This window comes from Paenibacillus sp. FSL K6-1558 (genome assembly GCF_038002565.1).
Lineage (GTDB): Bacteria > Bacillota > Bacilli > Paenibacillales > Paenibacillaceae > Paenibacillus > Paenibacillus polysaccharolyticus.
Map to the genome: position 1 here is coordinate 5808380 of NZ_JBBOCV010000001.1, position 23587 is coordinate 5831966.

19 protein-coding genes are annotated in these 23587 nt (G+C 46.6%); 14 read left to right on the forward strand and 5 right to left on the reverse strand.

All coding sequences use genetic code 11. The annotated features are described in order from the left end of the window. Positions 1 to 282: 282 nt before the first annotated feature. Together MHI38_RS25300 and MHI38_RS25305 are read left to right on the forward strand one after the other, a co-directional pair. Positions 283 to 3543 carry an endo-1,4-beta-xylanase gene (locus MHI38_RS25300; RefSeq protein WP_154886821.1) on the forward strand — a complete coding sequence of 1087 codons (3261 nt, stop codon included), beginning with the start codon at positions 283 to 285 and terminating at the stop codon, positions 3541 to 3543. Positions 3544 to 3835: 292 nt separating this feature from the next. Then, entirely contained in the window at positions 3836 to 6322 is a 2487-nt protein-coding gene (locus tag MHI38_RS25305) for a bifunctional diguanylate cyclase/phosphodiesterase (protein ID WP_341181826.1), read from the forward strand. Positions 6323 to 6409: 87 nt separating this feature from the next. On the opposite strand, the gene MHI38_RS25310 is transcribed toward MHI38_RS25305, so the two are convergent. After that, positions 6410 to 7846 carry a SpoVR family protein gene (locus tag MHI38_RS25310; protein ID WP_154886817.1) on the reverse strand — a complete coding sequence of 479 codons (1437 nt, stop codon included), beginning with the start codon at positions 7844 to 7846 and terminating at the stop codon, positions 6410 to 6412. Then, positions 7843 to 9009, reverse strand: a complete 1167-nt coding sequence (gene yhbH, locus MHI38_RS25315; protein ID WP_154886815.1) for a sporulation protein YhbH — start codon at positions 9007 to 9009, stop codon at positions 7843 to 7845. Before yhbH ends, MHI38_RS25310 begins: the two co-directional genes overlap by 4 nt. Before the next feature lie 257 nt (positions 9010 to 9266). Between yhbH and MHI38_RS25320 the strand changes: the two genes are divergently transcribed. From MHI38_RS25320 to MHI38_RS25360, 9 genes are all read left to right on the forward strand, one after another. Continuing rightward, a complete protein-coding gene (locus MHI38_RS25320) occupies positions 9267 to 10607 on the forward strand; it encodes an MFS transporter (protein ID WP_341181827.1) in 1341 nt (446 codons plus the stop codon). Positions 10608 to 10964: 357 nt separating this feature from the next. Beyond that, a complete protein-coding gene (locus MHI38_RS25325) occupies positions 10965 to 12233 on the forward strand; it encodes a sulfotransferase family protein (RefSeq protein WP_341181828.1) in 1269 nt (422 codons plus the stop codon). Next, positions 12230 to 14161, forward strand: coding sequence for an asparagine synthase-related protein (locus MHI38_RS25330; RefSeq protein WP_154983027.1), 1932 nt, complete (start codon positions 12230 to 12232; stop codon positions 14159 to 14161). The genes MHI38_RS25325 and MHI38_RS25330 overlap by 4 nt, the downstream gene beginning before the upstream one ends. Before the next feature lie 41 nt (positions 14162 to 14202). Further along, complete coding sequence (locus MHI38_RS25335) at positions 14203 to 14340, forward strand: paeninodin family lasso peptide (RefSeq protein ID WP_123065008.1); 138 nt, start codon at positions 14203 to 14205, stop codon at positions 14338 to 14340. A gap of 138 nt (positions 14341 to 14478) precedes the next feature. Next, a complete protein-coding gene (locus MHI38_RS25340) occupies positions 14479 to 15423 on the forward strand; it encodes an aldolase (RefSeq protein ID WP_154886806.1) in 945 nt (314 codons plus the stop codon). Beyond that, positions 15420 to 15719, forward strand: a complete 300-nt coding sequence (locus MHI38_RS25345; protein WP_090919998.1) for a lasso peptide biosynthesis PqqD family chaperone — start codon at positions 15420 to 15422, stop codon at positions 15717 to 15719. Before MHI38_RS25340 ends, MHI38_RS25345 begins: the two co-directional genes overlap by 4 nt. Positions 15720 to 15723: 4 nt before the next feature. Then, entirely contained in the window at positions 15724 to 16206 is a 483-nt protein-coding gene (locus tag MHI38_RS25350; RefSeq protein ID WP_154886804.1) for a lasso peptide biosynthesis B2 protein, read from the forward strand. Further along, positions 16196 to 17392 (forward strand): nucleotidyltransferase domain-containing protein, encoded by a 1197-nt coding sequence (locus MHI38_RS25355; protein ID WP_154886802.1) that lies wholly within the window; start codon positions 16196 to 16198, stop codon positions 17390 to 17392. The genes MHI38_RS25350 and MHI38_RS25355 overlap by 11 nt, the downstream gene beginning before the upstream one ends. Next, on the forward strand, positions 17389 to 19209 hold the full coding sequence (locus tag MHI38_RS25360) for an ATP-binding cassette domain-containing protein (RefSeq protein ID WP_154886800.1): 1821 nt from the start codon (positions 17389 to 17391) through the stop codon (positions 19207 to 19209). The genes MHI38_RS25355 and MHI38_RS25360 overlap by 4 nt, the downstream gene beginning before the upstream one ends. Before the next feature lie 112 nt (positions 19210 to 19321). Here the strand turns inward: MHI38_RS25360 and cysC are convergent, their stop codons facing one another. Further along, positions 19322 to 19960 (reverse strand): adenylyl-sulfate kinase, encoded by a 639-nt coding sequence (gene cysC, locus MHI38_RS25365; RefSeq protein WP_090920009.1) that lies wholly within the window; start codon positions 19958 to 19960, stop codon positions 19322 to 19324. 148 nt (positions 19961 to 20108) lie between these two features. Between cysC and MHI38_RS25370 the strand changes: the two genes are divergently transcribed. Both MHI38_RS25370 and pdaA read left to right on the forward strand, forming a co-directional pair. Further along, positions 20109 to 20516 (forward strand): hypothetical protein, encoded by a 408-nt coding sequence (locus MHI38_RS25370; RefSeq protein ID WP_341181829.1) that lies wholly within the window; start codon positions 20109 to 20111, stop codon positions 20514 to 20516. A gap of 99 nt (positions 20517 to 20615) precedes the next feature. Next, positions 20616 to 21395, forward strand: a complete 780-nt coding sequence (gene pdaA / locus MHI38_RS25375) for a delta-lactam-biosynthetic de-N-acetylase (protein WP_341181830.1) — start codon at positions 20616 to 20618, stop codon at positions 21393 to 21395. Between the two features lie 160 nt (positions 21396 to 21555). Here the strand turns inward: pdaA and MHI38_RS25380 are convergent, their stop codons facing one another. Then, on the reverse strand, positions 21556 to 22404 hold the full coding sequence (locus tag MHI38_RS25380; protein WP_154886796.1) for a DegV family protein: 849 nt from the start codon (positions 22402 to 22404) through the stop codon (positions 21556 to 21558). A gap of 111 nt (positions 22405 to 22515) precedes the next feature. Next, the gene (locus MHI38_RS25385) at positions 22516 to 22935 is read right to left on the reverse strand and encodes a hypothetical protein (RefSeq protein WP_154958219.1); all 420 of its coding nucleotides are present in this window, start codon (positions 22933 to 22935) and stop codon (positions 22516 to 22518) included. 184 nt (positions 22936 to 23119) lie between these two features. Between MHI38_RS25385 and MHI38_RS25390 the strand changes: the two genes are divergently transcribed. After that, positions 23120 to 23506 carry a DUF423 domain-containing protein gene (locus tag MHI38_RS25390; RefSeq protein ID WP_154886792.1) on the forward strand — a complete coding sequence of 129 codons (387 nt, stop codon included), beginning with the start codon at positions 23120 to 23122 and terminating at the stop codon, positions 23504 to 23506. Positions 23507 to 23587 lie beyond the last annotated feature (81 nt).

The following is a 23587-nucleotide window of genomic DNA, read 5'->3' on the forward strand; positions in this document are numbered from 1 at the left end:
GGACACTAAATTTCCATATTTACAGTAAAAGGTATGATGACATAAATTTGATAATGTAACCGCTTACTTAGGGAGTTAAGCAGGTTCCCAAGGGCGTAATCCGGCTCACTTGAGGAGGTTAAGAACCGTGCATTGAAGTTCCTGACTCCATCCGTGCGACGTAATATGTTGCCAGTTAACAGACCAGCAGAGGAAATCCATGCATGCAGAAGTGTGTTGTGAAATGCCCGATGTTTGACCGCGTTACAGGATGGATGACGAAATTCACAAGGAGGAATTGACGTGCGGGGAAAATGGTTGAGGTTATGCTTGGCAGCAACTCTGATCTTTAGTTTGTTGCCAGGGATCGGAGCAGGAGAACAGAAGGCAAGCGCAGCAAATGCAGGTGACATTTTGTTGTCTCATTCGTTCGAGGATGGCACGACCCAAGGCTGGACAGCCCGGGGTGGAGTAACGGTTGGCGTGACTGGAGATCAAGCTTACCAAGGTACACGTTCTCTGAAAACAACAGGTCGCACAGAGGCCTGGAATGGACCTTCATTGTCATTGTCGGATGTGGTAGACAAGAATGCTGTCGTTGAAATATCTGGTTACGTGAAACTGGTTGCAGGTTCAGCACCGGCTAATCTGAAATTTACCGTGGAACGCCGCGATGGCAACGGGGATGCGCAATATGATCAGGTTAACGCAGCCGAGCAAGTAACCGATCAGAAATGGGTGAAGCTGCAAGGACAATATAGTTATGAACAAGGCAGTGGCCTGCAACTGTATCTGGAGAGCACGGATGCAACCGCTGCTTATTTGTTAGACGAGTTCCAAATCCGGCTTGTTAAACCTGCTCCAGAGAATCCAGGTGAGCCGGGAGAACCGGGCAAAGCTTTGTTTAACGCTGATTTTGAAGATGGGAATATCGGAAAATGGAAACCTCGCGGTACTGAAAAGCTGGAGGTAGTCAGCGGCATCGGACACAATAGTAACCGCAGTTTGAAAACCTCCTCCCGAACGGAAACTTATCATGGACCGTTGGTAGAGGTGTTGCCTTACTTGCAAAAGGGAAGTACAGTTCATGTCTCCTTCTGGGCGATGTATGATGAAGGGCCTGCAACCCAGGTAATCAACGGCTCATTGGAGAAGGAATTTAATGGTGATGCAGCTAAGCTGGAATATGCAACCTTTGCTTCCACTACACTGAATAAAGGCCAATGGAAGAAGATCGAAGCAGATGTCATCGTTCCGGCAGAAAGCACGGGTGTAAGCGGATTGCGGATGTATGCCGAGACACCGTGGAAGCAGTCTTCTGAAGTGACGGAGACAGACACGATTCCGTTCTACATTGATGATGTTCAGATTACAGCGACGGAAGCGATCGCAATTGAGAAGGATATCCCGGATTTGGCCAAAACGCTGGGGACATCTTATGCTCTTGGCGCAGCGATTGACCAAACGGCTCTAGATCCACAAGATCCGCACTCGGATCTGCTTAAAAAACATTTTAAAAGTATTACTGCGGGCAACTTCATGAAAATGGATGCCATGCAGCCGACGGAGGGCAATTTTGTCTGGTCTGAGGCAGATCGGCTGGTTAACTTTGCTGCAGCGAACAATATGGAGGTCAGAGGCCATACGCTACTATGGCACAGTCAAGTACCGGACTGGTTCTTTACCGATCCTAATGATCCATCGAAACCAGCTACACGTGAGCAACTTCTGAAGCGTATGAAAACACATATCCAAACGATTGTGAGCCGTTACAAAGGTAAAGTGCATACGTGGGATGTTGTTAATGAAGTCATCTCGGACGGCGGAGGTCTGCGTGATCAGGCGAGCAATTCGAAATGGCGGGATATCATTGGCGATGTAGACGGTGACGGAGATGACAGTGACTACATTGAACTGGCTTTCCGTTATGCACGCGAGGCTGATCCTGACGCGGTACTGGTGATCAATGATTACGGTATCGAAGGCAGTGTTAGCAAAATGAACGACATGGTCAAACTGGTGGAGAAACTGCTGGCTAAAGGTACACCGATTGATGCTATCGGCTTTCAAATGCATGTGTCGATGTACGGACCGGATGTAAAACAAATTCGTGAAGCGTTCAACCGGGCGGTTGCTTTGGGGGTTCACATTCAAGTAACGGAACTGGATATGTCGATCTATTCGGGGAACTCGGAGCAGGAGAAACCTGTGACCGATGAGATGATGCTGGAGCAGGCTTATCGTTACCGTGCGCTCTTTGATCTGTTCAAGGAGTTTGATGATCGTGGTGTTATGGACAGCGTGACGTTATGGGGACTTGCTGATGACGGCACATGGCTGGATGATTTTCCTGTCAAAGGCAGAAAGGATGCACCGCTGCTGTTTGACCGTAAACTGAAAGCCAAACCGGCATACTGGGCGTTAGTTGATCCGGCATCCTTGCCTGTATATCGAAATGAATGGACAGCCGCACAAGCCAAAGTATCCTTGCCAGACCGTAAAGGGCAGGAAGATATTCTCTGGGGAGCTGTTCAGGCCAAACCGGTTTCACATGTCATCGAAGGCACAGCAGGTACTACAGGTCAAGTGAAGACATTATGGGATGGGAAAAAACTGAACCTGCGCATTGAAGTCAAAGACGCCACACGTCAGAAAGGCGACCAGGTAGAGGTCTTTGTCAGCCCGGATGATATGGCAACCAGCAAGAAAAACACGACACCGAAAGATGGACAATACGTCTTTCATCGGGATGGCGGCAAAGGCAAAGATCAGAAGCTGTACCAAGTGAAGGAGGATAAATCGGGATATATTGTCTATGCATCATTGCCGTTCTCCGCAGCTGATCTAGCGGAAAGCAAGGTGTTATCTCTGGATTTCCGCATTACGGATAAACAGCCTAACAATAAAACTTCCATTATTGTCTGGAATGATACCAATAATCAGCAACCGCAGAAAAAGGAAAGTCGGGGCAAGCTTAAGTTAGGCCCTGCATTAAAACAAGTCAAAGTTTCATATGGAACTCCTGTTGTTGATGGTAAGGAAGATAAGTTGTGGAAAAAAGCAGTGACCATCACAACGGATGTTAAGGTTGCCGGAAATGCCGGTGCTAAGGCCAAGGCGAAGTTGCTGTGGGATGAAAAGTATCTTTACGTACTTGCTGATGTCAAAGACCCTTTGCTCAGTAAAAAAAGTGCTAACGCACATGAACAAGATTCCATTGAGCTATTCATTGATCTGAATAAAAATCAAACGAGCAGTTATGAGGACGATGATGCCCAGTATCGAGTTAATTTCGATAATGAAACTTCGTTTGGTGGTAATGCCCGTAAAGAGCTGTTCAAATCAAGTACACGTCTGACGAAGGATGGATATGTGGTAGAGGCAGCTATTCCGCTGGAGAATGTTAACGCCAAGCAAAGTAAATGGATCGGGTTCGATCTGCAGGTGAATGATGATGGTGCTGGAGATGGAAAACGTAGCAGTGTCTTCATGTGGAGTGATCCTTCAGGCAACTCGTACCGCGATACTTCCGGATTCGGTAGTCTGTTATTGGTAAAGAAGTAGAATTACTGACCATGCTTTGGATGAGGATGTTTAATGAAGTGTAACAAATGAGTGACTAGGGTGAAATGCGCTGTGCTTCTGGAAATAAGTGTTGATTTTCAGGGCTGGGACGTTTAGACTATAAACATTCATCATTAGCGGGTTTCATTGTATGCCAATCGGTTTATGACTAAGTCGCTAGTCGCAAAGTCAAATGCTACGGAGGGAGTGCCTGTCGCCCAGGCAGCGCACTCGCTTCTTTTTTTACATTTAACATACATATGAGCATTACCCGGCTGAAAGGACAGAGTGAGTGGAGCACATACATGGCACGTACAATCTACAACTTGTTATTTTATCCTATTTCATTGCGTCGTTAGCCTCTTATGCAGCACTTGATCTTGCAGGCCGTGTATCTTTGACGAGTGGAAAGGCGCGTCACTGGTGGGTTGCTTGCGGGGCAATCTCTATGGGACTGGGTATCTGGTCGATGCACTTTGTTGGCATGATCGCTTTTGTGCTCCCTATGCACGTTTCCTATTCCATGGACAAGGTGATCTTGTCCGTTTTGTTAGCTATTATCGCGTCGGGGGTAGCATTGGAATTTGCAGGTCGCCCGTCCAACCGGATTAGCAAACTTGTGTTTGCCGGATTGTTGCTGACTGCAGGCATCACCTCTATGCATTATGTAGGCATGGCAGCGATGTCTATTCCGATTACGTACAAGCCGGGCCTTGTGGTGTTATCCGTTCTGATCGCGGCACTGGCTTCCTATGCAGCGCTGTGGCTGATGTTTTTTTTCAATCGTCCGGAATCTAAACATCATTGGGTCTATAAAATAGGCAGTGGACTCATTATGGGTTTGGCCATTACAGGCATGCACTACACCGGAATGGCAGCAGCTCAATTTCATCAAGTGCAAGTCATCCCTGAGAGTCTAAGCAGACAGGTGGAGTCGGAGGTTCTTGCTTACCTTATTGCGGCGGGAACGATTGTGGCCATTGGTCTCACGTTATTCGGTAATTTTATCAATCAACGGATGATTCAGAAAGATCAACGTATTCATGAAAATGAACAGTGGTATCATGCACTGTACCATAATCATTCGGATGCCATCGTTTCCGTAGATCGCGAAGGTATCATTAAAGGCATTAACGCTGTAGTCACTACAATTACTGGATATCCTGAAAAGAGGGTGATTGACCGCCCGATTAACCAGATTATTGAGCAGATCAGTGTACAGTGTTCGAGTAAGGATAACGCTCACACGTGGGACAACCAGGAATTGCAACAGCGGCATTACATGGCCAAAATGAGAAATACACAAAATGAACTCCTTGATCTGAGTATTGCGGTCATTCCAGTCATCATTGATCACACCCATGTTGGGAGCCATATCTTGATTAAAGATATTACAGAAGAGACCCAGGCACAGCAAAATATTCGGCATCAGGCTCTGCATGATCCACTTACAGGGTTGCCTAACCGACGCAAGTTGGATGAAGTGCTGGCTACTACGATAAATGTCTGTGAACAACAAAAACAGCATAAGTTTGCTGTAATGGTCATGGACATAGACCGGTTTAAGATGATTAATGACTCTCTGGGGCATTCCATCGGGGATGTGTTTCTGAAAGAAGTGAGCAACCGGATTATAACCGTAATTGAAGCTTCTCATCCTCAGGCAACCTCTAATGTTACGCTAGCCCGAATGGGCGGGGATGAGTTTACCATGGTAGTCACAGGAGAACAAGCGGATGAAAAACAGGTGGTTCGACTTGCAGAAGAAATTGTGGAAGCGATTAAGCAACCTTATCGTTTGAAGGAAAATGATTTTTACGTTACAGCCAGTATCGGTATTGCCATGTACCCTGAACATGGGGTTGGAACGGATGCTTTGATTAAACATGCCGACTCCGCAATGTATGAGGTGAAGAAAAATGGCAAGAACGGTTACCAGTTCTATACGGCTCAGCTCGACTCTGAACTTTATGAACGGATTGAGCTCGAAGGTTATCTAAGGAAAGCACTGGAGCGTAATGAGATGGTGCTGTACTATCAGCCGCAGATTCGTACGCTGGACAGCCGAATGATCGGGGTAGAGGCTCTGATTCGCTGGCAACACCCGCTTAAAGGGCTGCTTGCACCCGATGTATTTATCCCTCTGGCCGAGGAGACCGGCATGATCTACGATATTGGTAACTGGACGATTCGTGAAGCCTGTAGACAGATGAAGCTGTGGCACGCTAGCGGCGGGCCACTCATACCGGTGTCTGTGAACTTGTCCAGCCAGCAGTTTCACCAGTCCAACCTGGTGGAGCAGGTGCAGAATGCTTTAACTGAGACAGGTCTGGAAGCCAAATATCTGGAACTGGAAATCACAGAGAGCATGATGATGGATGCAGCGGTATCCACGGCAATTCTAAACGAGCTATCCGCTCTGGGTGTGAAGATCAGTCTGGACGACTTTGGCACGGGATACAGCTCACTGAGTTATCTGAAGCATTTTCCGATCCACAAACTCAAGATCGACCGCTCGTTTGTCACGGATATCACCGAAAGCCATAGCGATCAGGCTATCGTAGCCACAATTATCTCGATGGCCCAGAATCTTAAGATGGAAGTGATTGCAGAAGGGATCGAGACCAAAGGCCAGCTCGATATTTTGATGCAAAATGACTGTCGGGAGATCCAGGGTTACTACTTCAGCAGGCCACTACCCGCCAATGAAGTGGAAAATAATTTCTTTGTACCCCTGCGTTTGCTGGGGGAACGTAACACGGTGTTTCATTCCGTATAAACGGTCAAGAGGCAAGTTCCTGAGTAGTATCTGGAACTTGCCTCTTTTTTCGTTTTTCATGATATATCCGAATTTCGTCACTCCCGCCTATAAAAACTTGCGATGGTGCTTTTTGCCGTCATAGGTGAACCAGATCGGTTTATCTTCCACACGGGTCTCTACATGCACTGTGCGTCCCCAGAGACGGTACAGATACGGAAGCGTGCGCTCCATGTATTTCAGATCCAACTCGATGCCCTCATACTGATGTTTCAACACGAGTTCGCCTGTACGCAGATAGTCTGCATCCTGTACGACTAGATACGGAGAGCCGCCGTTAATGCGGGAAAATACAAGCTGGTCACGGATGTTTTCCCAAGACTTGTCGGTAATTTTCCAGTCGGGTCCTTTTTTCTCAAACACGTAGAGGTCGAGGTCCTCGGTTAACTTTTTGGTCATGTAGTTACGGATGAACGAGGTATCGGAGTCGAACTCGCGCACTTCGAACATTTTGGCCCGGCCTTGCCCAGGCTGACGTCCCCAACGTTCCTGTTCCTCGCGTGTCGGATGATCCCAGCGCCGCTCGATATCTTCAAAGATTTTCAGTCCCAGGTAATATGGATTCAAACTCTGCTTGGACGGTTGCACAACGGAAGAATTCAGCTTGGCAAATTCGATGGTATCCTCACTGCTCAGATCGAGTTCGCGTATAATACGTTGATGCCAGTACGAAGCCCAGCCTTCGTTCATGATTTTCGTTTCCATCTGAGGCCAGAAATAGAGCATCTCCTCACGCATCATACTCATAATATCCCGTTGCCAATCGGTGAGCACCTCGGAGAACTCTTGGATGAACCACATAATGTCTTTCTCCGGCTCTGGTGGAAAATGATGCACTTGCAGACTATCCGTGGACTTTTCCTCAGTTTGCAGATTGTCGAGCGACCACAGGTCGTCATATTGACCTTCCGGTTTAGGGGCTTTATCACCACGTTGTTCGCGAATTTTCATCTCCATATAACGCTGTTTGTCTAGGTGCCGCGGTTTAATGAGCTGTGGGTCCACATGTTCTTGAATGGCAATTACCGCATCGATGAAGGCTTCAACCGCCTCCGTGCCATATTCCATCTCATAATTGCTGATTCGATCCGCCGTGGCGGCCATGCTTTCAACCATATTGCGGTTGGATTTGGAGAAGCGGGCATTGTTTTTGAAAAAGTCGCAGTGTGCGAGTACGTGGGCGACGATTAATTTATTCTGAATCAAAGAGTTGCCATCCAGCAGAAAGGCGTAGCAAGGGTTGGAGTTAATAACGAGTTCATAAATTTTGCTCAGGCCAAAATCATATTGCATTTTCATCTTGTGAAACGTTTTGCCAAAGCTCCAGTGGCTGAACCTTGTTGGCATGCCGTAAGCACCAAAGGTGTAGATGATATCCGACGGGCAGATTTCGTAGCGCATCGGGTAATAGTCGAGGCCGAATCCATCGGCAATCTCCATAATTTCAGCAATCGCGTATTCCAGTTCGCGGATTTCATCGGTCATCCTAGGCTGCCTCCTTCTCTTTTTTGAAAAAAGCTGCGGAGCGCTTTGTACACCTCGCCTTTTTCCTTGATGACGTAATACATAAACTGATCCATCTTAATATGGCGGTAAGCAGACATGAGTGTACTGCTGCGGTTATATTGGTTCACTTCACCGTAACCAAACATGTTGCTGCGCTTCATTAATTCCCCGATCAGCTTCACACAGCGCTCATTATCCGAGGTGAGGTTATCGCCATCCGAGAAATGGAACGGGTAGATGTTGTAACTGGTAGGCGGGTAACGTTTATCGATAATATCCAGTGCCTTCATATATACAGAGGAGCAGATCGTACCGCCGCTCTCGCCACGAGTGAAAAATTCCTCTTCCGTCACTTCTTTGGCTTCCGTGTGGTGAGCCAGAAACACAATTTCGACTTTCTCATACTGACGACGAAGAAAACGAGTCATCCAGAAGAAAAAACTGCGGGCGCAATATTTTTCAAATGATCCCATCGACCCGGATGTATCCATCATGGCGATGATGACGGCATTGGACTGAGGGATGATTTTGTCTTCCCACGTTTTGTAGCGGAGATCATCCGGACTGATGTGATGAATGCCCGGATTGCCCGTGGTTGCATTGCGGCGCAGGTTCTCCAGTATGGTTCGTTTCTTATCGATGTTAGACTGCATGCCTTTTTTGCGAATATCGTTGAAGACCACGGTATGTGTCTCGATCAAATCTTTATCCTTTTGTTTCAGATCCGGCAATTCCAGTTCGGCAAAAAGAATATCTTCCAATTCCTCAATGCTGACCTCAGCTTCCACTATGTCATGACCTGGTTGATCGCCAGCTTTCTCGCCCTTGCCCGGCTTCTGGGACGCAGGATCACGGCCAATGACATCGCCAACCTGACTGTCACCGTCCCCCTGACCGACATGTTTTTGCTTTTGGTAGTTATACACGAAACGGTACTCATCCAGACTGCGAATGGGTACCTTGATGATTTGTTTTCCATCGGACATGATAATATTTTCTTCGGTGATCAGATCGGGCAGATTCTGCTTAATGACATCTTTCACCTTTTGCTGATGGCGCTGCTGGTCCTGGTACCCTTTGCGGTGAAGCGACCAATCTTCCCGGGATACGACGAACGAGTAAGGCTGGTGTGAATTTGACATGTAGGCACCCCCCATTGATTACGCGGCACAGTTTGGCCTGTCGGTAATTAAGTATATTCACGGGCGGGGACGATATGTGATGCGATCTCAACTAAAATGAATGAAATACGCTGCAATTGCCTTAGGATAGGCTGGAGCGAGGTACATGTTTAAATTTTACAAAAATCATGATCATATGTGATATCTTTCCTTTACAATAGAGAAAAAGGTCTGATTCTGAGCATCGAGCCCTGATGCATGTAAAGGAAGGATTAAGTGTGGATAAACGTGCAGTAAAAGCCTGGATTACGTATGACTGGGCCAATTCGGCTTATGCTACAACCGTGCTTGCGGCGGTGCTACCTGTATTCTATGCTTCTGTTGCTGCGGCAACATTGGATAAGGATACGGCAGCTTCTTACCTTGCTTATACACACTCTATTGGAATGTTGTGTGTGGCGCTGTTAACTCCGCTGCTAGGAACACTGGCTGATCTATCGGGACGAAAAGGGGACTTCCTGCGAGTTTTCGCGATAACAGGAATTGTGTCAACGCTGGGATTCAGCGTGATCGGAGAAGGAGACTGGTTGCTTGCGTCTACCCTGCTCGTGTTGTCTACGATTGGTTTTGCCGGGGGGAATACATTCTATGATGCCATGTTACCGGATTTAGTTCCTGTAGAACGAAGAGACATGGTGTCCTCCAAAGGTTATGCCTATGGTTATATCGGCGGGGGGTTACTACTTGCAATCAATCTGTTAATGATTCAGCAGCCGGGCTGGTTCGGCATGCCGAGTACACTTGCAGGTACGCGACTTGCATTCATTTCAGTTTCGATGTGGTGGCTACTGTTCTCCCTTCCCATCTTCCGCTATGCACCTAGAAGGCCAGCCTCGCCTGAGTTGCCTGCATCCGTAACAGGTTATGCAAAGGTTGGCGTACGCAGATTACGGCAAACCTTCGGTCAGATCCGGCGTTTTCCGCAGTTGCTTCGGATGTTGGTCGCATTCTGGTTTTTCAATGACGGGATTAATACCATTATTCTGATGGCCACAATCTATGGGACAAGCATTGGCATTGGTACATCGGATTTGATGTTGGCGCTACTAATTACGCAATTCATCGGTTTCCCGTGTACACTGCTTCTAGGTGCTTGGGCGCAGCGGTGGGGAGCAAAGCAGGTGTTATTGGTAAGTTTAAGTATTTATATTTGTATCGTTATACTTGGCTACTTTATGACCCAAGCTCTGCACTTTTATGTGCTCGCAGGGTTGGTTGGCGTTGTGCAAGGGATTAGTCAATCGACGGCACGTTCCTTGTTTAGCAATCTGATGCCGGCTGCACGAACGGGTGAGTATTTTGGATTTGTTAACATTACAGGGAAGTTCGCTTCGATCTTTGGGCCATTTGTATTTGGTTACGTGGGACAGATTACAGGTTCTACCCGCTGGGGCATTCTGTCACTGATCTTCTTTTTTGTAGCAGGCATTGCGGTATTATTAACCGTGAAGGTACAGAAAGGAATGCAGGATGCTCAGTCAGCCGACCAGGAAGAGTTGGAACGTATGCAAGGCCTAGGTATGGCTGGAAAAGGGAAGGATGTTACCTTTACCGGATAAGTTTAGTCTGGTTTCAATTGGTTAGGTTAGATTAGGTCAGCTTGGTTTAGATAAGATGGATATGGTCATTGTGTCGTATCGGTTATTGATTATCTCGGTCTCCGGATTCTGTTTATCTCATAACAGGAACTGGAGGCTTTTTTGCATTGTTGCGTACTTAGATCATTGGCAAGTGAATAAATTATGAAAAGGTGAAAATAAAAGATTGACATGATACATTTTGTATCATAGAGTAAAGGTATAAATACATATTGTATCTTAGAGTGTCGAAATTCCCTGTCATTTCCAAGGTAATGATCATCCGGTCGATCCGATCCCACGGCATAATTTTATAAATTTACAGAGGAGAGGCTGCCATTGATAGATACGCAAGGAAACGGACTTGTCTTTTTATTATGCATTCCCCGCAGTGGCAGTTCGTTATCTACCGTTATGCTGCAAAATCATAGTCGCATATTTGCCACGCAGGAGATGTGGTTTCTGATGAATCTCGTCGATTTGTCCAAAGCCGACTCTCGCGCTTACGGTGGCAGTTCCATCATCCGTCAATTTTATCAAGCGATGGTGTCCGAAGATATTTTCGAAAAGGCGTGCAGAAGCTTTGCTCTTGAAATATATAATGGATTTCTGGAAGGGAGCGGAGCAGACTTCATCGTTGATAAATCTCCGCGTTATTATTATATGCTTGAATGGCTGGATCGATTGTTTCCGCAGTCCAGACGCATTCATCTTCAGCGTAACCCCCTTTCTGTAGCGGCATCCTTTAAAAAAGTAAATCGCCATACCGGCGAAGTTTTTGATCTGATTCAGAGTCTGAATCATTCAAAACTCAATATGAAAGCCGTAGACCTGACACTTGGTCTAACTCGATTGAATGATTATTTTGCAGAGGCTCATCCTTTGGCCTACGAATTAAAATATGAACAGCTCGTTATAAAACCTCAGGAAGAACTGGAGAAGTTATGTGCTTTTCTAGGCATTACTTATGAACAAGGCATGGAGCGATATGGTCAGTTTGTGGATAGTACGAAATCTGACATGTTCTATAGTATGGGCGTCGGGGACCCCTTCCTCTCTTCACATCAGGAGGCACATCAAGGTTCTGTTAACAACTGGAAAAACATACTCGAGCGGCAAGAAGTTGAACTGTATTGCCGTGTACTCGGTGCGAACCTGTTCCACCGGATGGGGTACAGTGAACAGCTACAAGAAGCTGAAGATTGGACGGGAGTCCAGTTTCAGGCAGAGCCGGATACGGAGGTATTGGAGCGGCTCAAGCAACAGCTAGTACTCGCAACGGAGTGTCGTTGGCAGCCAAATTACCGCATGGATGCGCCGATGAATGGAGCCAAGGATCGGTCTCCGATCCACAGCGGCAGTGAGGAGAAGGAAAGCCCCAAGATTGACCCGTCACTAGCCGCTATGGCCACGATCAGACAATTGCAGGCAGCTCTTCGCGCAGCGGATCAGCGGCTGGAACGTGGGTATACGGAGCGGGAACGTTTGAAGAAACAGCTTCATGCTGCCCATAGCAAATTACAACGAATCAAATCATGGATACCATTTGGTCATCGAATTAGCGCATGGGCATCCCAGCGCAAGATCGTTCGGGGAGGAAAGTCATGAGCGCCATAGCCGGAATCGTACATACAGAAGGTCAGCAAGCACTATGGGAGGACAGCTGGCGGCTCTACGCAAGTCTTGGACATATCCCGGCAGATACAACGGGGGTATGGAAAGGAGATGAAGCGTTTCTTAGTTGCCATGCTCAGTGGATTACGCTGGAGTCCGTAAACGAGAAATTACCTCTCTATGATGAAGAAAGTCAATTGACCATTACTTCAGATGCCATTTTGGATAACCGTGAGCAACTGGCCGATCAGTTGCAGATTTCACGAGCAGAGCTGGCTGGACTGGCGGACAGCGAACTGATTCTCCGTGCATACCAGCGTTTTGGAGAAGATGTAGCTGGTCATCTACTAGGGGACTTTGTATTTGCGATCTGGGATGAACGCCGCCGCATGTTGTTTGCTGCGAGGGATATTACGGGCATGCGGGCATTTTATTACCGACATGACGGTTCGCGATTTGCCTTCTGTACGTTAATGAAGCCATTGCTTGAGCTTGGAGGGGTGCAGAAGGCACTTGACGAAAACTGGTTATCCGAATTTCTGGCCATCCCTGACATGCACGATTCGGCTGATATTCATTCCACGGTGTATCGCGGAGTGAACCAGTTGCCCTCTGCGCATACGCTGACGTTTCGAAACGGGAGGATCGAACTCAGGCAATATCATCGCTGGGATGATGTCGAACCGCTTCGACTCAAATCGGATGAAGACTATGTAGAAGCTTTTCGTGAGGTGTTTAGCCAAGCCGTAGGTTCGCGCTTACGAACGCATAGACAGGTTGCAGCGGCATTAAGTGGTGGACTGGATTCAGGAGCTGTTGCGGGTTTTGCTTCCGGAACGCTCCGGAGTCAGGGGAAGCAGCTACAAGCTTATAGCTACGTGCCTGTTCCGGATTTTACGGATTACACGTCGAAAACGTTGCTAGCAGACGAGCGACCATTTATTCGTTCCACCATTAATCACGTAGGCAATATCTCGGAGAACTATCTCGATTTTGAAGGACGCAGTCCGCTCAGTGAAGTGGATACGTGGCTGAACATGATGGAGATGCCTTATAAATACTTTGAAAATTCATTCTGGATCCGTGGATTTTATGAAAAAGCGAGTGAGCAGGATGCCGGTATTTTGCTGACAGGCGCACGTGGCAATTTTACGATCTCATGGGGACCTGCACTTGATTATTACGCTAGTCTACTGAAAAGTGGCCGATACTTCCGCTGGTTCCGTGAGATGCAACAGTACAGCGAACGAACAGGGATGGCATTCTCACGCATCGCCCGTATTACAGGCCGTAAAGCGTTCCCAGACTGGTTCAAAGGAAATAACAAGGGGACAGCTCAGCCTGCAGGAGCACAGCTGATTCATCCAGATCTGGCCCGGAGAACAGGCGTGCTGGAGCGACTTAAATCCATCCTTGTACTCCAGGGCGGAGCCCGAGCCGATGCACTACAGGTGCGAGCCGACAAGTTCAACAATCTAGCGATTGCAAATAAAAATGGGGCCGTCGCCACCAAATGTTCCCTTCGTTACCGCGCATGGGAACGCGATCCCACAAGTGATCCAAGAGTGATCCGATTTTGTCTCTCCGTACCGATTGAGCAATATGTAAGACAGGGAACGGATCGTTCCCTCATTCGCCGAGCTACATCACCGGAATTGCCGGACAAAGTGAGGCTTAATCAGCGTGTACGGGGCGTACAACCTGCGGACTGGCTACACCGTATTTTGCCTGACTGGCAGACGTTTACCTCGGAACTGCAAACCTTGTGTTCTGACAGTCAGGTTGCCGGCATATTAAACACGGATCGGATTAAATCAGCTCTGGCTAATTTTCCAAGTCCCAGGCCCGAACTGGCATCCCATCCGGATTTGCGTTTGATGATGCACAGTTTAATTGTATACCGCTTTATTCAGAAGTTTTGATCCAAGGCAAACGTATACGCTCTTGAAAGGAGGTGAAAACGATGCAAAACGAAAAAAAGGAATGGCAAGCACCCGTTCTTGAAGTGTTGGATGTGAATGAAACGATGGCAGGGGTAGGATACAGACAAATCGACTGGATCACTGTTCACGATGCCGACATGTACGATCCAACGTCCTAATTTAGTAGTTTCCCCAGCTAGTTCATACTTAAAGGGCGGAAATGCAACCAATCCAGCTTTTTCGCCTCCGCCCTAATATTGAGCTTGTGAATATCAGGGCTTTTTTCATATCTATAAATGAAGGAGGCGCCTTTATTGTTGCCTTTGTACTATGAAGCTTATGGTTTACGCTGGTTGAGTCAGATTCCGATGCCTGAGTTGCAGCGCGCAACTCTGACTGCTGAAACGCAGCAGGATGTCGCTGATGTACAGATCGAGTCTTTTGATCTGGCAGGGTTATGGGAGAAATGGGATGTTGGTAGCGACAACTTTGTGGCGCGAGACGGTTGTCTTTTTTTCAGAATCGAAGATACGGGTCTTTTTTTCATGGAGCATGGCAAACGAATCGTTGTCTCTCAAGTATCTGGTGCCGATCCGAAAAAAGTCAGGCTGTTTATCCTCGGGACATGCATGTCCGTGATTATGATGCAGCGTGGTATTCTTCCTCTGCACGGAAGCGCAGTTGTGATTGATGGTTGGGCCTACGCGTTCGTTGGGCATTCTGGCGCGGGAAAGTCTACCTTGTCAGCGGCACTGGCCTCACGCGGATATCCTCTTCTCACCGATGATGTGGTTGCCTTGACCTGGGATGCTGGAGGCAGAGCGATCGTATCCCCCGGATATCCCCAGCAGAAATTATGGCAGCCTAGTCTGGAAGGCTTCGGAATGAAGCAGCAGGATTATGCAACGGTGCATGCTGAAATTACGAAATACGCCATACCGGTTCAGCACTATTTTCACGAGAGGGCTGTTCCACTTGGGGGAATCTACGAACTTGTACCTGAGCCGGACCAGGAATCTGGTTCTGTGTATTTGCAGGAGGTAAGTGGTCTGGAACGTCTGCACTTGCTCTGCTCTCATACCTTTCGCGGTGGACTGGTGAATCGCCAAGGACTCGCTCAATGGTTGTTTGAAACAGCTTCAAGACTTTCAGCCAGTGTGGAGATTAACAGAATTAGCAGAACGGGGCACCATTTTACAGCATTTGAAATGGTGGATCGGATCATTAATCATATACGCAAAGGAGTGCAGATAGAAATATGACAGCAATTACACCTATCGATGCGAATGACGTCGTAATCCAGAAGGATGGCAACTTGGTCAGTGATATGGGTGGCGAAAAGGTGATGATGAGCATCAGTTCCGGGAAATATTACAATCTGGGAAGTACAGGCGGACGAATCTGGGAACTGATTGCAGAAGAGAGAACGCTGAATGAATTGATTGAGACGCTTGCTACAGAATATGACATTCAGGCAGAACAATGCCGTGATCAGGTTGTGGCTTTTTTGGAACACCTCTCACGTGAAGGTTTAATCAACATTTCGCGCGGAGTGTAGGAACATGTATCGTAAAGTGAAGTCCTATTTCTCGCTTCCAGGTACGATAAGGCGTTTGGTATGGGAAGCTTATATCCTGCTAGGATGGGCTAGAGTGCAAAAGACAAGGCCGTTTGCCAAAATTGCTCCGAGGCTTGGTACACCTATGATCGAAACACCTGTTACTGGATTGAATCGGACTCAAGTGGCGGAAATAAGAAACATATCGAAAGCCGTTATGATTGCTAGTAAATATACGTTTTGGGAAAGCCAATGTCTTGTTATGGCGATAGCTGCAATGAAAATGCTGGAACGGCGTAATATCGCGAGTACATTATATATGGGTACCGCAAGGAATAAGCAAGGACAACTGATGGCACACGCCTGGCTACGAAGTGGAAAACTGATCGTAACTGGAGCAGATACGATGGATCAATATACGGTCGTCGGCGTGTTTGGCAAACGATGTCCTGAGAAGGGATCTGGAGAGATTGTCTATGACGCATGAAACTGAACTGTATTCCACAGGGTTTCCGAAGGAGCTCAAGCTAATCTTGAGCCTGCTTAGAGATGATCTGGCAGATCTGACTTCCGAGGAGATCAAGGGCCGACTGCACGAGATGGATTGGCCACTTTTTTTACAACTTGTGGTCCATCATCGTCTGTATTCTGTTATTTATATGAAATTAAAAATGCTGGATCTGCGGTTTATTCCCGAAGCAGTTTTAGGGAGTTTGAAACAGCAGTATACGATTAATACTTTCCGTATGTTACATTTAACAGCCGAGATGGAGCAAGTGTGTGGCGCATTTCGGGAGCGTGGCATTCGCACGATTACACTGAAAGGGCCTGCTCTGGCTCATGATTTGTACGGAGATGTGTCCATGCGGACTTCGAAAGACCTGGATATTTTAATTCCAGTTCAGAATGTGGAGGAAGCAGGGCGTATTCTTGTCAACCTTGGTTACCAGTGCAAAGAAGGGGAAAGGGCGCTTACTGTTCGTAGCTGGAAGTGGCGGGAGCATCATATCTGTTATGTTCATCCGGTCAAACGTACTCAAGTGGAGATCCATTGGCGGCTTAACCCTGATTCTGGCCGGGAAACGGAGTTTGAACTGTTGTGGAAACGAAGCCGATTCAGTTCGTACACCCAGACACCTGTACGTATGCTTGAAAGAGAGGATTTATGGGTTTATTTAGTGACGCATGGTGCAAGACACGGTTGGTTCAGACTGCGGTGGTTACTGGATATCGATCAGATGATTCGTTCGATGCCGCTCGATATGAAAAAGGTAGAGCGTCGTTTGAAAGCAGAAGGACGTCTAGCCATCGGTTCCCAGACATTACATCTCGTTTCGGATCTGTTGCATACCCCGCTGGGCGATCCGTATTTATCGATTATGGCTACGCGTGAGCGTATGGGAAAGCGACTGGCGAGAGAAGGCGCGCTGTTTATGAACGAAATGTTAGACAGTCCAGAAGAGCTACACAACTATTCAACTTATTTATTCTCTCTTCGTAGTACGAGGCAAAAATGGTTTTTCTTTATTGAGCGGTTATATCCAAGTACTTGGGATGTGCATCAATTCCCGCTACCACGTTCTCTGTTTTTTCTGTATTTTCCGTTACGTCCATTTCTCTGGTTCTGGCGGCGCTTCAAAAAAAGCACGATGGCAGAGAGGGGAAAGGTATGATCGCCGAGTTAAATTATTTCATGCGAAAACTGCATCATATTTCTGGGCCTATTTTATATTGGAATCTGCTAGCTATGATCTTGATTGGTTTAATGGAAGGAATCGGCATCTACATGCTTGTTCCTATGTTAAGTTTAATTGGTGTTTTTGAGATGGGCTCTTCTGGTATACATATCCCCTGGTTAACGGAGCTACTCCACCGATTCTCGGAAAATGGTCAATTGCTACTTGTTTTACTGGCTTTTGTATTTATCCTCTCAGGACAGGCATGGATGCAGCGTCTTCAGACGATTCGCAATACCCGTATTCAGCAGCAATTCATACGAACGCTGCGCCTGGAAACCTACAGTGCACTACTTCGGGCACGGTGGTCTTTTTTTCTCCAAAAACGAAAATCCGATTTCAACCATATATTAACCACAGAACTTGCCAGGGTAAGTCAGGGAACAAGTCTAGTCCTGCAGATGGCAGCCTCGCTGATTTTTACAGCGATTCAGATTGGGCTGGCTTTCTGGTTATCCGCAAAGCTCACAACGCTTGTACTTGTCAGTGGTTTGTTGTTATTTGTATTACTAAGAAAGTTTGTTAGGCGTGCCAAACAGATTGGAGATCAGACTTCCGAATTCTCGCAGAGCTACTACTACGGGATCACGGAGCATTTCAACGGAATTAAGGATATTAAGAGCAATATGCTGGAAAGTTCGCATATCCGCTGGTTTGATCGCATATGCAGCCAAATTGAACGTAATGTGGTGCAGTTTAGTCAGTTAAATACAGGTACACAGCTCATTCATCGGGTGTCAGCGGCGATAATCATCGCGGCGTTTATTTACCTTTCTTTACAGGTGATGTCGGTGCCACCAGCCAACCTGTTATTAATTATTTTGATTTTTTCACGATTATGGCCAAGGTTTACAGCGATTCAGTCTAATCTGGAGTACATCAGTTCAATGTTGCCGGCATTTCGGATCGTGAGAGAGTTGAAGGATCAAACGGAGAAGAACTGTGAGATCCGTGAATCAAGGAAAGAGACAGGTATTTCTGCTTCCCAGCCTATTGCTCCAATCGATCTGGTAAAAAGCATCGTGTGTGAGGATGTGGATTACCGTTATGAGGGAAGTGACACGTATGCATTAAAGAATGTGCAAGCATATATTCCTGCTCAAGGTATGACTGCTATTGTTGGGAAGTCGGGGGCTGGTAAAAGTACATTTGTTGATCTGATCATGGGTCTGGTGAAGCCTGAGAGTGGTCGTATCCTGATTGATGGAAAACCCTTGACTGAGGAACAGTTATTGAACTGGAGAAGTTCGATCGGGTATGTCTCACAAGATCCTTTTTTGTTCCATACCAGCATTCGTGAGAACTTACGTCTGGTTGATCCGGATGCAAGTGAAGAACAGATGTGGCGGGCACTCCAATTTTCTTCTTCCGCTTCATTTGTTCGCAAGCTTCCGCAAGGTCTGGATACCATTATAGGTGATCGTGGCATACGCCTGTCCGGTGGAGAGCGTCAGCGTCTTGTACTGGCTCGGACCATGCTTCGTAACCCTTCTGTACTGGTACTGGATGAAGCCACAAGTGCACTGGACAGTGAAAATGAACAGCATATCCATGAAGCGATCGAACGATTAAAGGGACACGTCACAATTATCGTCATTGCACATCGACTCTCCACGATCCGAACAGCAGACCGTGTCATCGTTTTGGAAGAAGGGCGGGTCATCCAAGAAGGCGGATATCAGCAATTATCTATGGATTCGTCAGGCAGTTTCAGCAAACTGCTTCATATGCAAGCTGGTGCTGCTGGACAGTAAACCATAAATTGTATTCTTATTAACGAATTAAAGAGAAGCGAGTGTTACTAGAATGAAAAAAGGCGTGCCGCAGAGGGACGCCTTTCATATCTTTATTATTTCTTGAATTGAATTAATAAGTCAGAGATGAGTTGGTCTGTACAGGAAGATGTAAGGCACCGATTCGTTGCAGATGTTGCACAATTTCTTGAACAGCTTCCTCAATGTTGCATTGTTCGGTATCAATGACGAATGAAGGAGAGGTTGGGATATCGTAGGGAGCAGATATACCAGTAAAATGAGGGATTTCACCTTTGCGAGCTTTTTTGTAGAGTCCCTTGGGATCACGCCGTTCACATTCTTCAATAGAACAACGAACATAAACCTCGATGAAATCCTCCGGTTCAAAAAGCTGCCTGACCATCTCCCGATCCTGTGCGTGGGGAGAAATAAATGCCGAAAGCACAAGTAGTCCCGCATCTACCATCAACTTGCTTACTTCTCCGATGCGACGCAGGTTTTCCTGGCGATCTGCAGCGGTGAAACCGAGATCCCGATTCAATCCATGCCGTACATTGTCACCATCAAGCACATAACAGCGAACACCTTGTTCATGCAGGGTTCTCTCCAGTGCAAAGGCAATGGAGGATTTGCCCGCTCCGGATAAACCTGTAAACCATATCGTGCGACTGCGATGTCCGTTGTTATTCTCCCGATCCTGTCGATTTAGACTCGATGCTTGCCAAGTAATATGACGATCTTCCTTCGACATGTTATCCCACCTCTTTTCAACTAATCCTATGTATAATATTTTAACATATTTGCTAGATTATAGACCATGAAAATTATCCGTCAAAGAAGCGTGAACCGTCTGTATATCGGGTATAGATGTTATACACAGAGAGCAGGAGGACAAGATCATGAGTGACAACATTCAAAATATTCAGGTAGGGTTCAACTGCCCTGATTGCGGGCAGGAAGTGAACACCTATTTTGTGCAGCAACAAGTGAACACAGTTCGCTGCGAAGGCTGCAATCGGGCTTATACACTCATGAAACCGACGATCGGAGATGAAATTTTGCTGGATTGGGAGCAGGAGGCTCTATATCATAAATTACGTGCAGAACGCTCTGAAAAGGACAATCATAACATGTCAGCACTCATCATCAAAGTGATAGAGCTTCTAACCTGGAGGGATCAAGGGGACGGTCAGACTCGTGCAATCCAGACGGTAAAAGATTGGCTGGCTACTAGCGGTAAACCTCAGACTTTACTTGAGCTTTTCCATCAACCAACGCAGTCCTCACGCGAGAATAAACGGATATAACGCTAATGATTACATAATATAGACGCTCTTGCGGCATATTACCTGAAGGTGTTTGTGACCATTAAACAAACTGAAATTTCAGGGACAGGAGCGGATAACATGAAGCGAACGGTGCTATATCTGCTGCTCGGCTTGTTCACCATTAGCATGCTGGCATCGCAGGCAGAAGCATCTCCCATTAATGGAGCATACCACTTTGGCTTTAAAAAAAGTCAGAATGGCGAACTGCCTTCCATTGATCAGGAAGGTTTCAAGTCTATTTTGGAGCATAATCATGCCATTTTCTTGGGGGATACCAAACAAAAGGAACTGTATCTGACTTTCGATAATGGGTATGAGAATGGGTTCACACCTGCAATACTGGATGTGTTGCGAGCGAAGAAGGTACCGGCAGCTTTCTTTGTTACAGGACATTATTTGAAGGATCAGCCGGATCTTGTCAAACGTATGGCTGCCGAAGGGCACATTGTCGGGAACCATTCCTGGAGTCATCCGGACATGACTCGAATTTCCAATACACAAATTAAAGAGGAACTGGAAAAAGTGAAATCTGAAGTGCACCGTCTCACGGGGCAACAGGCTACATTTTTGCGGCCACCTCGCGGTATTTTCAACAATCGTACACTTGCTGAGAGTTATGCTCAGGGATATGTCAATGTGTTTTGGTCTGTAGCCTATAAGGATTGGGACACGAATGTACAGCGTGGTGCACAGTATGCTCATCAACAGGTGCTGAAACAGCTTCATCCGGGGGCTGTCATCTTGCTACATTCCGTTTCGAAAGACAATACGGAGGCACTTGGAGCAATCATTGATGAGGCACGCAAGCAAGGTTATGGATTCAAAAGTCTGGACGATCTGAAGACCAGAACCTATTAACGATCAAATCAAGCGGGCAAGACGAGCATGGATTAAGTTAGTTTTAGTTGAGGTCTGGGTATCAAAGAAAATAAGCTTATTTAGTTGTCATCCCCAACCCAATAAAGGACATGCCTAGCAATCTGCTGAGCATGCCCTTTATTTGTTGTTACCATTCGTCCTAATGAATCGTGTTATAGATTATTCCGGTCGTTTTGGGTCCGCAATGACTGCAAACGACGCAACCTGCCGTAGTTAATTCTACGCGCGCTCCGGTTTGCTCCTGCAGCGTCTTTTTCAGGTTTAACGCATCTTCCTCAGCCATGGTATGAACAACGATCACTAAATCCCGATCAATCTGTTCTTTATTGCTGAGCGTATTTTGCAACATTTGTTCCAGCGCCTTTTCTCGTTTACCGCGTACTTTGTAGGCGGGGGACATCTTACCATCGGTTACCCGAATGACGGGACGGATTTTAAGTAGGCTACCAATCAGATTTTGCATACCGGAGCAACGTCCGCCTTTATACAAGTATTCCAGAGTATCGATAACAAACTCTGTACGCACCGTTGGTTTCATGGCTTCAATCTGCTGCGTAATCTCGGCCAGCGTTTTTCCTTGTTCTGCTGCATACACAGCTTTCATTACCATCAAGCCAATGCCTGAGGAGAGATTTTTGGAATCCACTACAGAGATGCGCCCCTCTGGAAATTCAGAACTGGCGAGCAGAGCGTTCTGATAGGTTGAAGAAAGCTCAGAAGATAAGGAGATGTAAAAAATATCGTCGCCTTGTTCTATGTAAGGTTGAAATGCGGTCATGAAATCAGCGGGTGAAGGTGCTGCTGTTTTGGGCAGAGAACCATGGCGACTTACACGTTCGTACAATTGCTCTGGTTTGATCTCTTGTCCGTCCTTCAGGGATTCTTCACCAAACACCACATACAAAGGAATGATGCCGATTTCGTACTGCTGGATCCACTCCGGAGCCAGATCACTGGTGCTGTCCGCAAAAATTTTAATTCGTGGCATGTCAATCTCCTTTTGAATTCAAATATTTGGTCATTCATATGTTAAGTATAACGGGGCAAAGGTTAAGCCACCTAGCTTAATTATAAAGAACCGGGGCTCTCAAGGAAAGCATTACGTCAAGTATATACCGCCAAGTACAAGCACTGTGAAAAACAAAATAAGTAGTCCACTCAGAATCGTGCCAATAACGGCAAAGACTTTCTTGCGATTTTTGAGCGCTAATCCAATAATCCCAAGAATGAGGCCGATGAGATTAAAAACCAGGCAGACAAGAAAAGCCAAAGAACCTAGAACGAATGCCGGATGAATAGCGAGTTCTTCCCGGCTGATTGACGATCCGAGGAGTTCAATGGAGTTATTCAGTACAAGAGACATCAACACAAATGTTACGAGATGCCCTAGAAAACCAACCAGTCCAATAACAAAACTTGCGATCCCCGGCCCTGAATGTTTGAGAGGTATTCCATTGATTTCTGCTGATTCTGGCGGGAGTGTATAGTCATCTGAGTTTGGTGAATTGTAATTATTCATTAGGGCACGCTACCTCCTTAAAAGATATCATGATTTGTATAGAATACTGAATGTTTATTACCCTGTATAGTGTCCAGCGATTCTAGATTAGATATGCATAAGGCATTTCTTTTACTTTAGAGCTTGAATTCGCTACAATATATGGAGTAATGGCGTTCGAAACGAATCAAGGGAGAGAGTGGATATGCAACGGAGATGGATGATGCTTGGAGCCATATTAACGATGCTGTCGGTGGCTATTGGTGCATTCGGTGCACATATGCTTAAGGACAAAATTGGTGCAAGTGCAATTGCTACCTACGAAACAGGGGTACAATACCACATGATTCATGCGCTTGCTTTGCTAATTGTAGGATTAACTGCTGGGCAGCTCGGAGCATCAACGAAGCTGAAATGGGCAGCGCGTTTGCTTTTCGCGGGTATCATCATTTTTTCAGGAAGCCTCTATGTACTTAGCATCTCGGGTATCAAAATTTTAGGAGCGGTCACACCGATCGGTGGCGTAGCTTTTATTGCTGGCTGGCTGCTGTTTGCAATGGATGTCTGGCAACGGGGCAAGACCAGTCTGTAGCAGTCTTTGTTAAAGAATAATCGTATAACAAAAGCAACCTGTGCCCGAATGTTTACCGCATTCCAGATCAGGTTGCTTTTT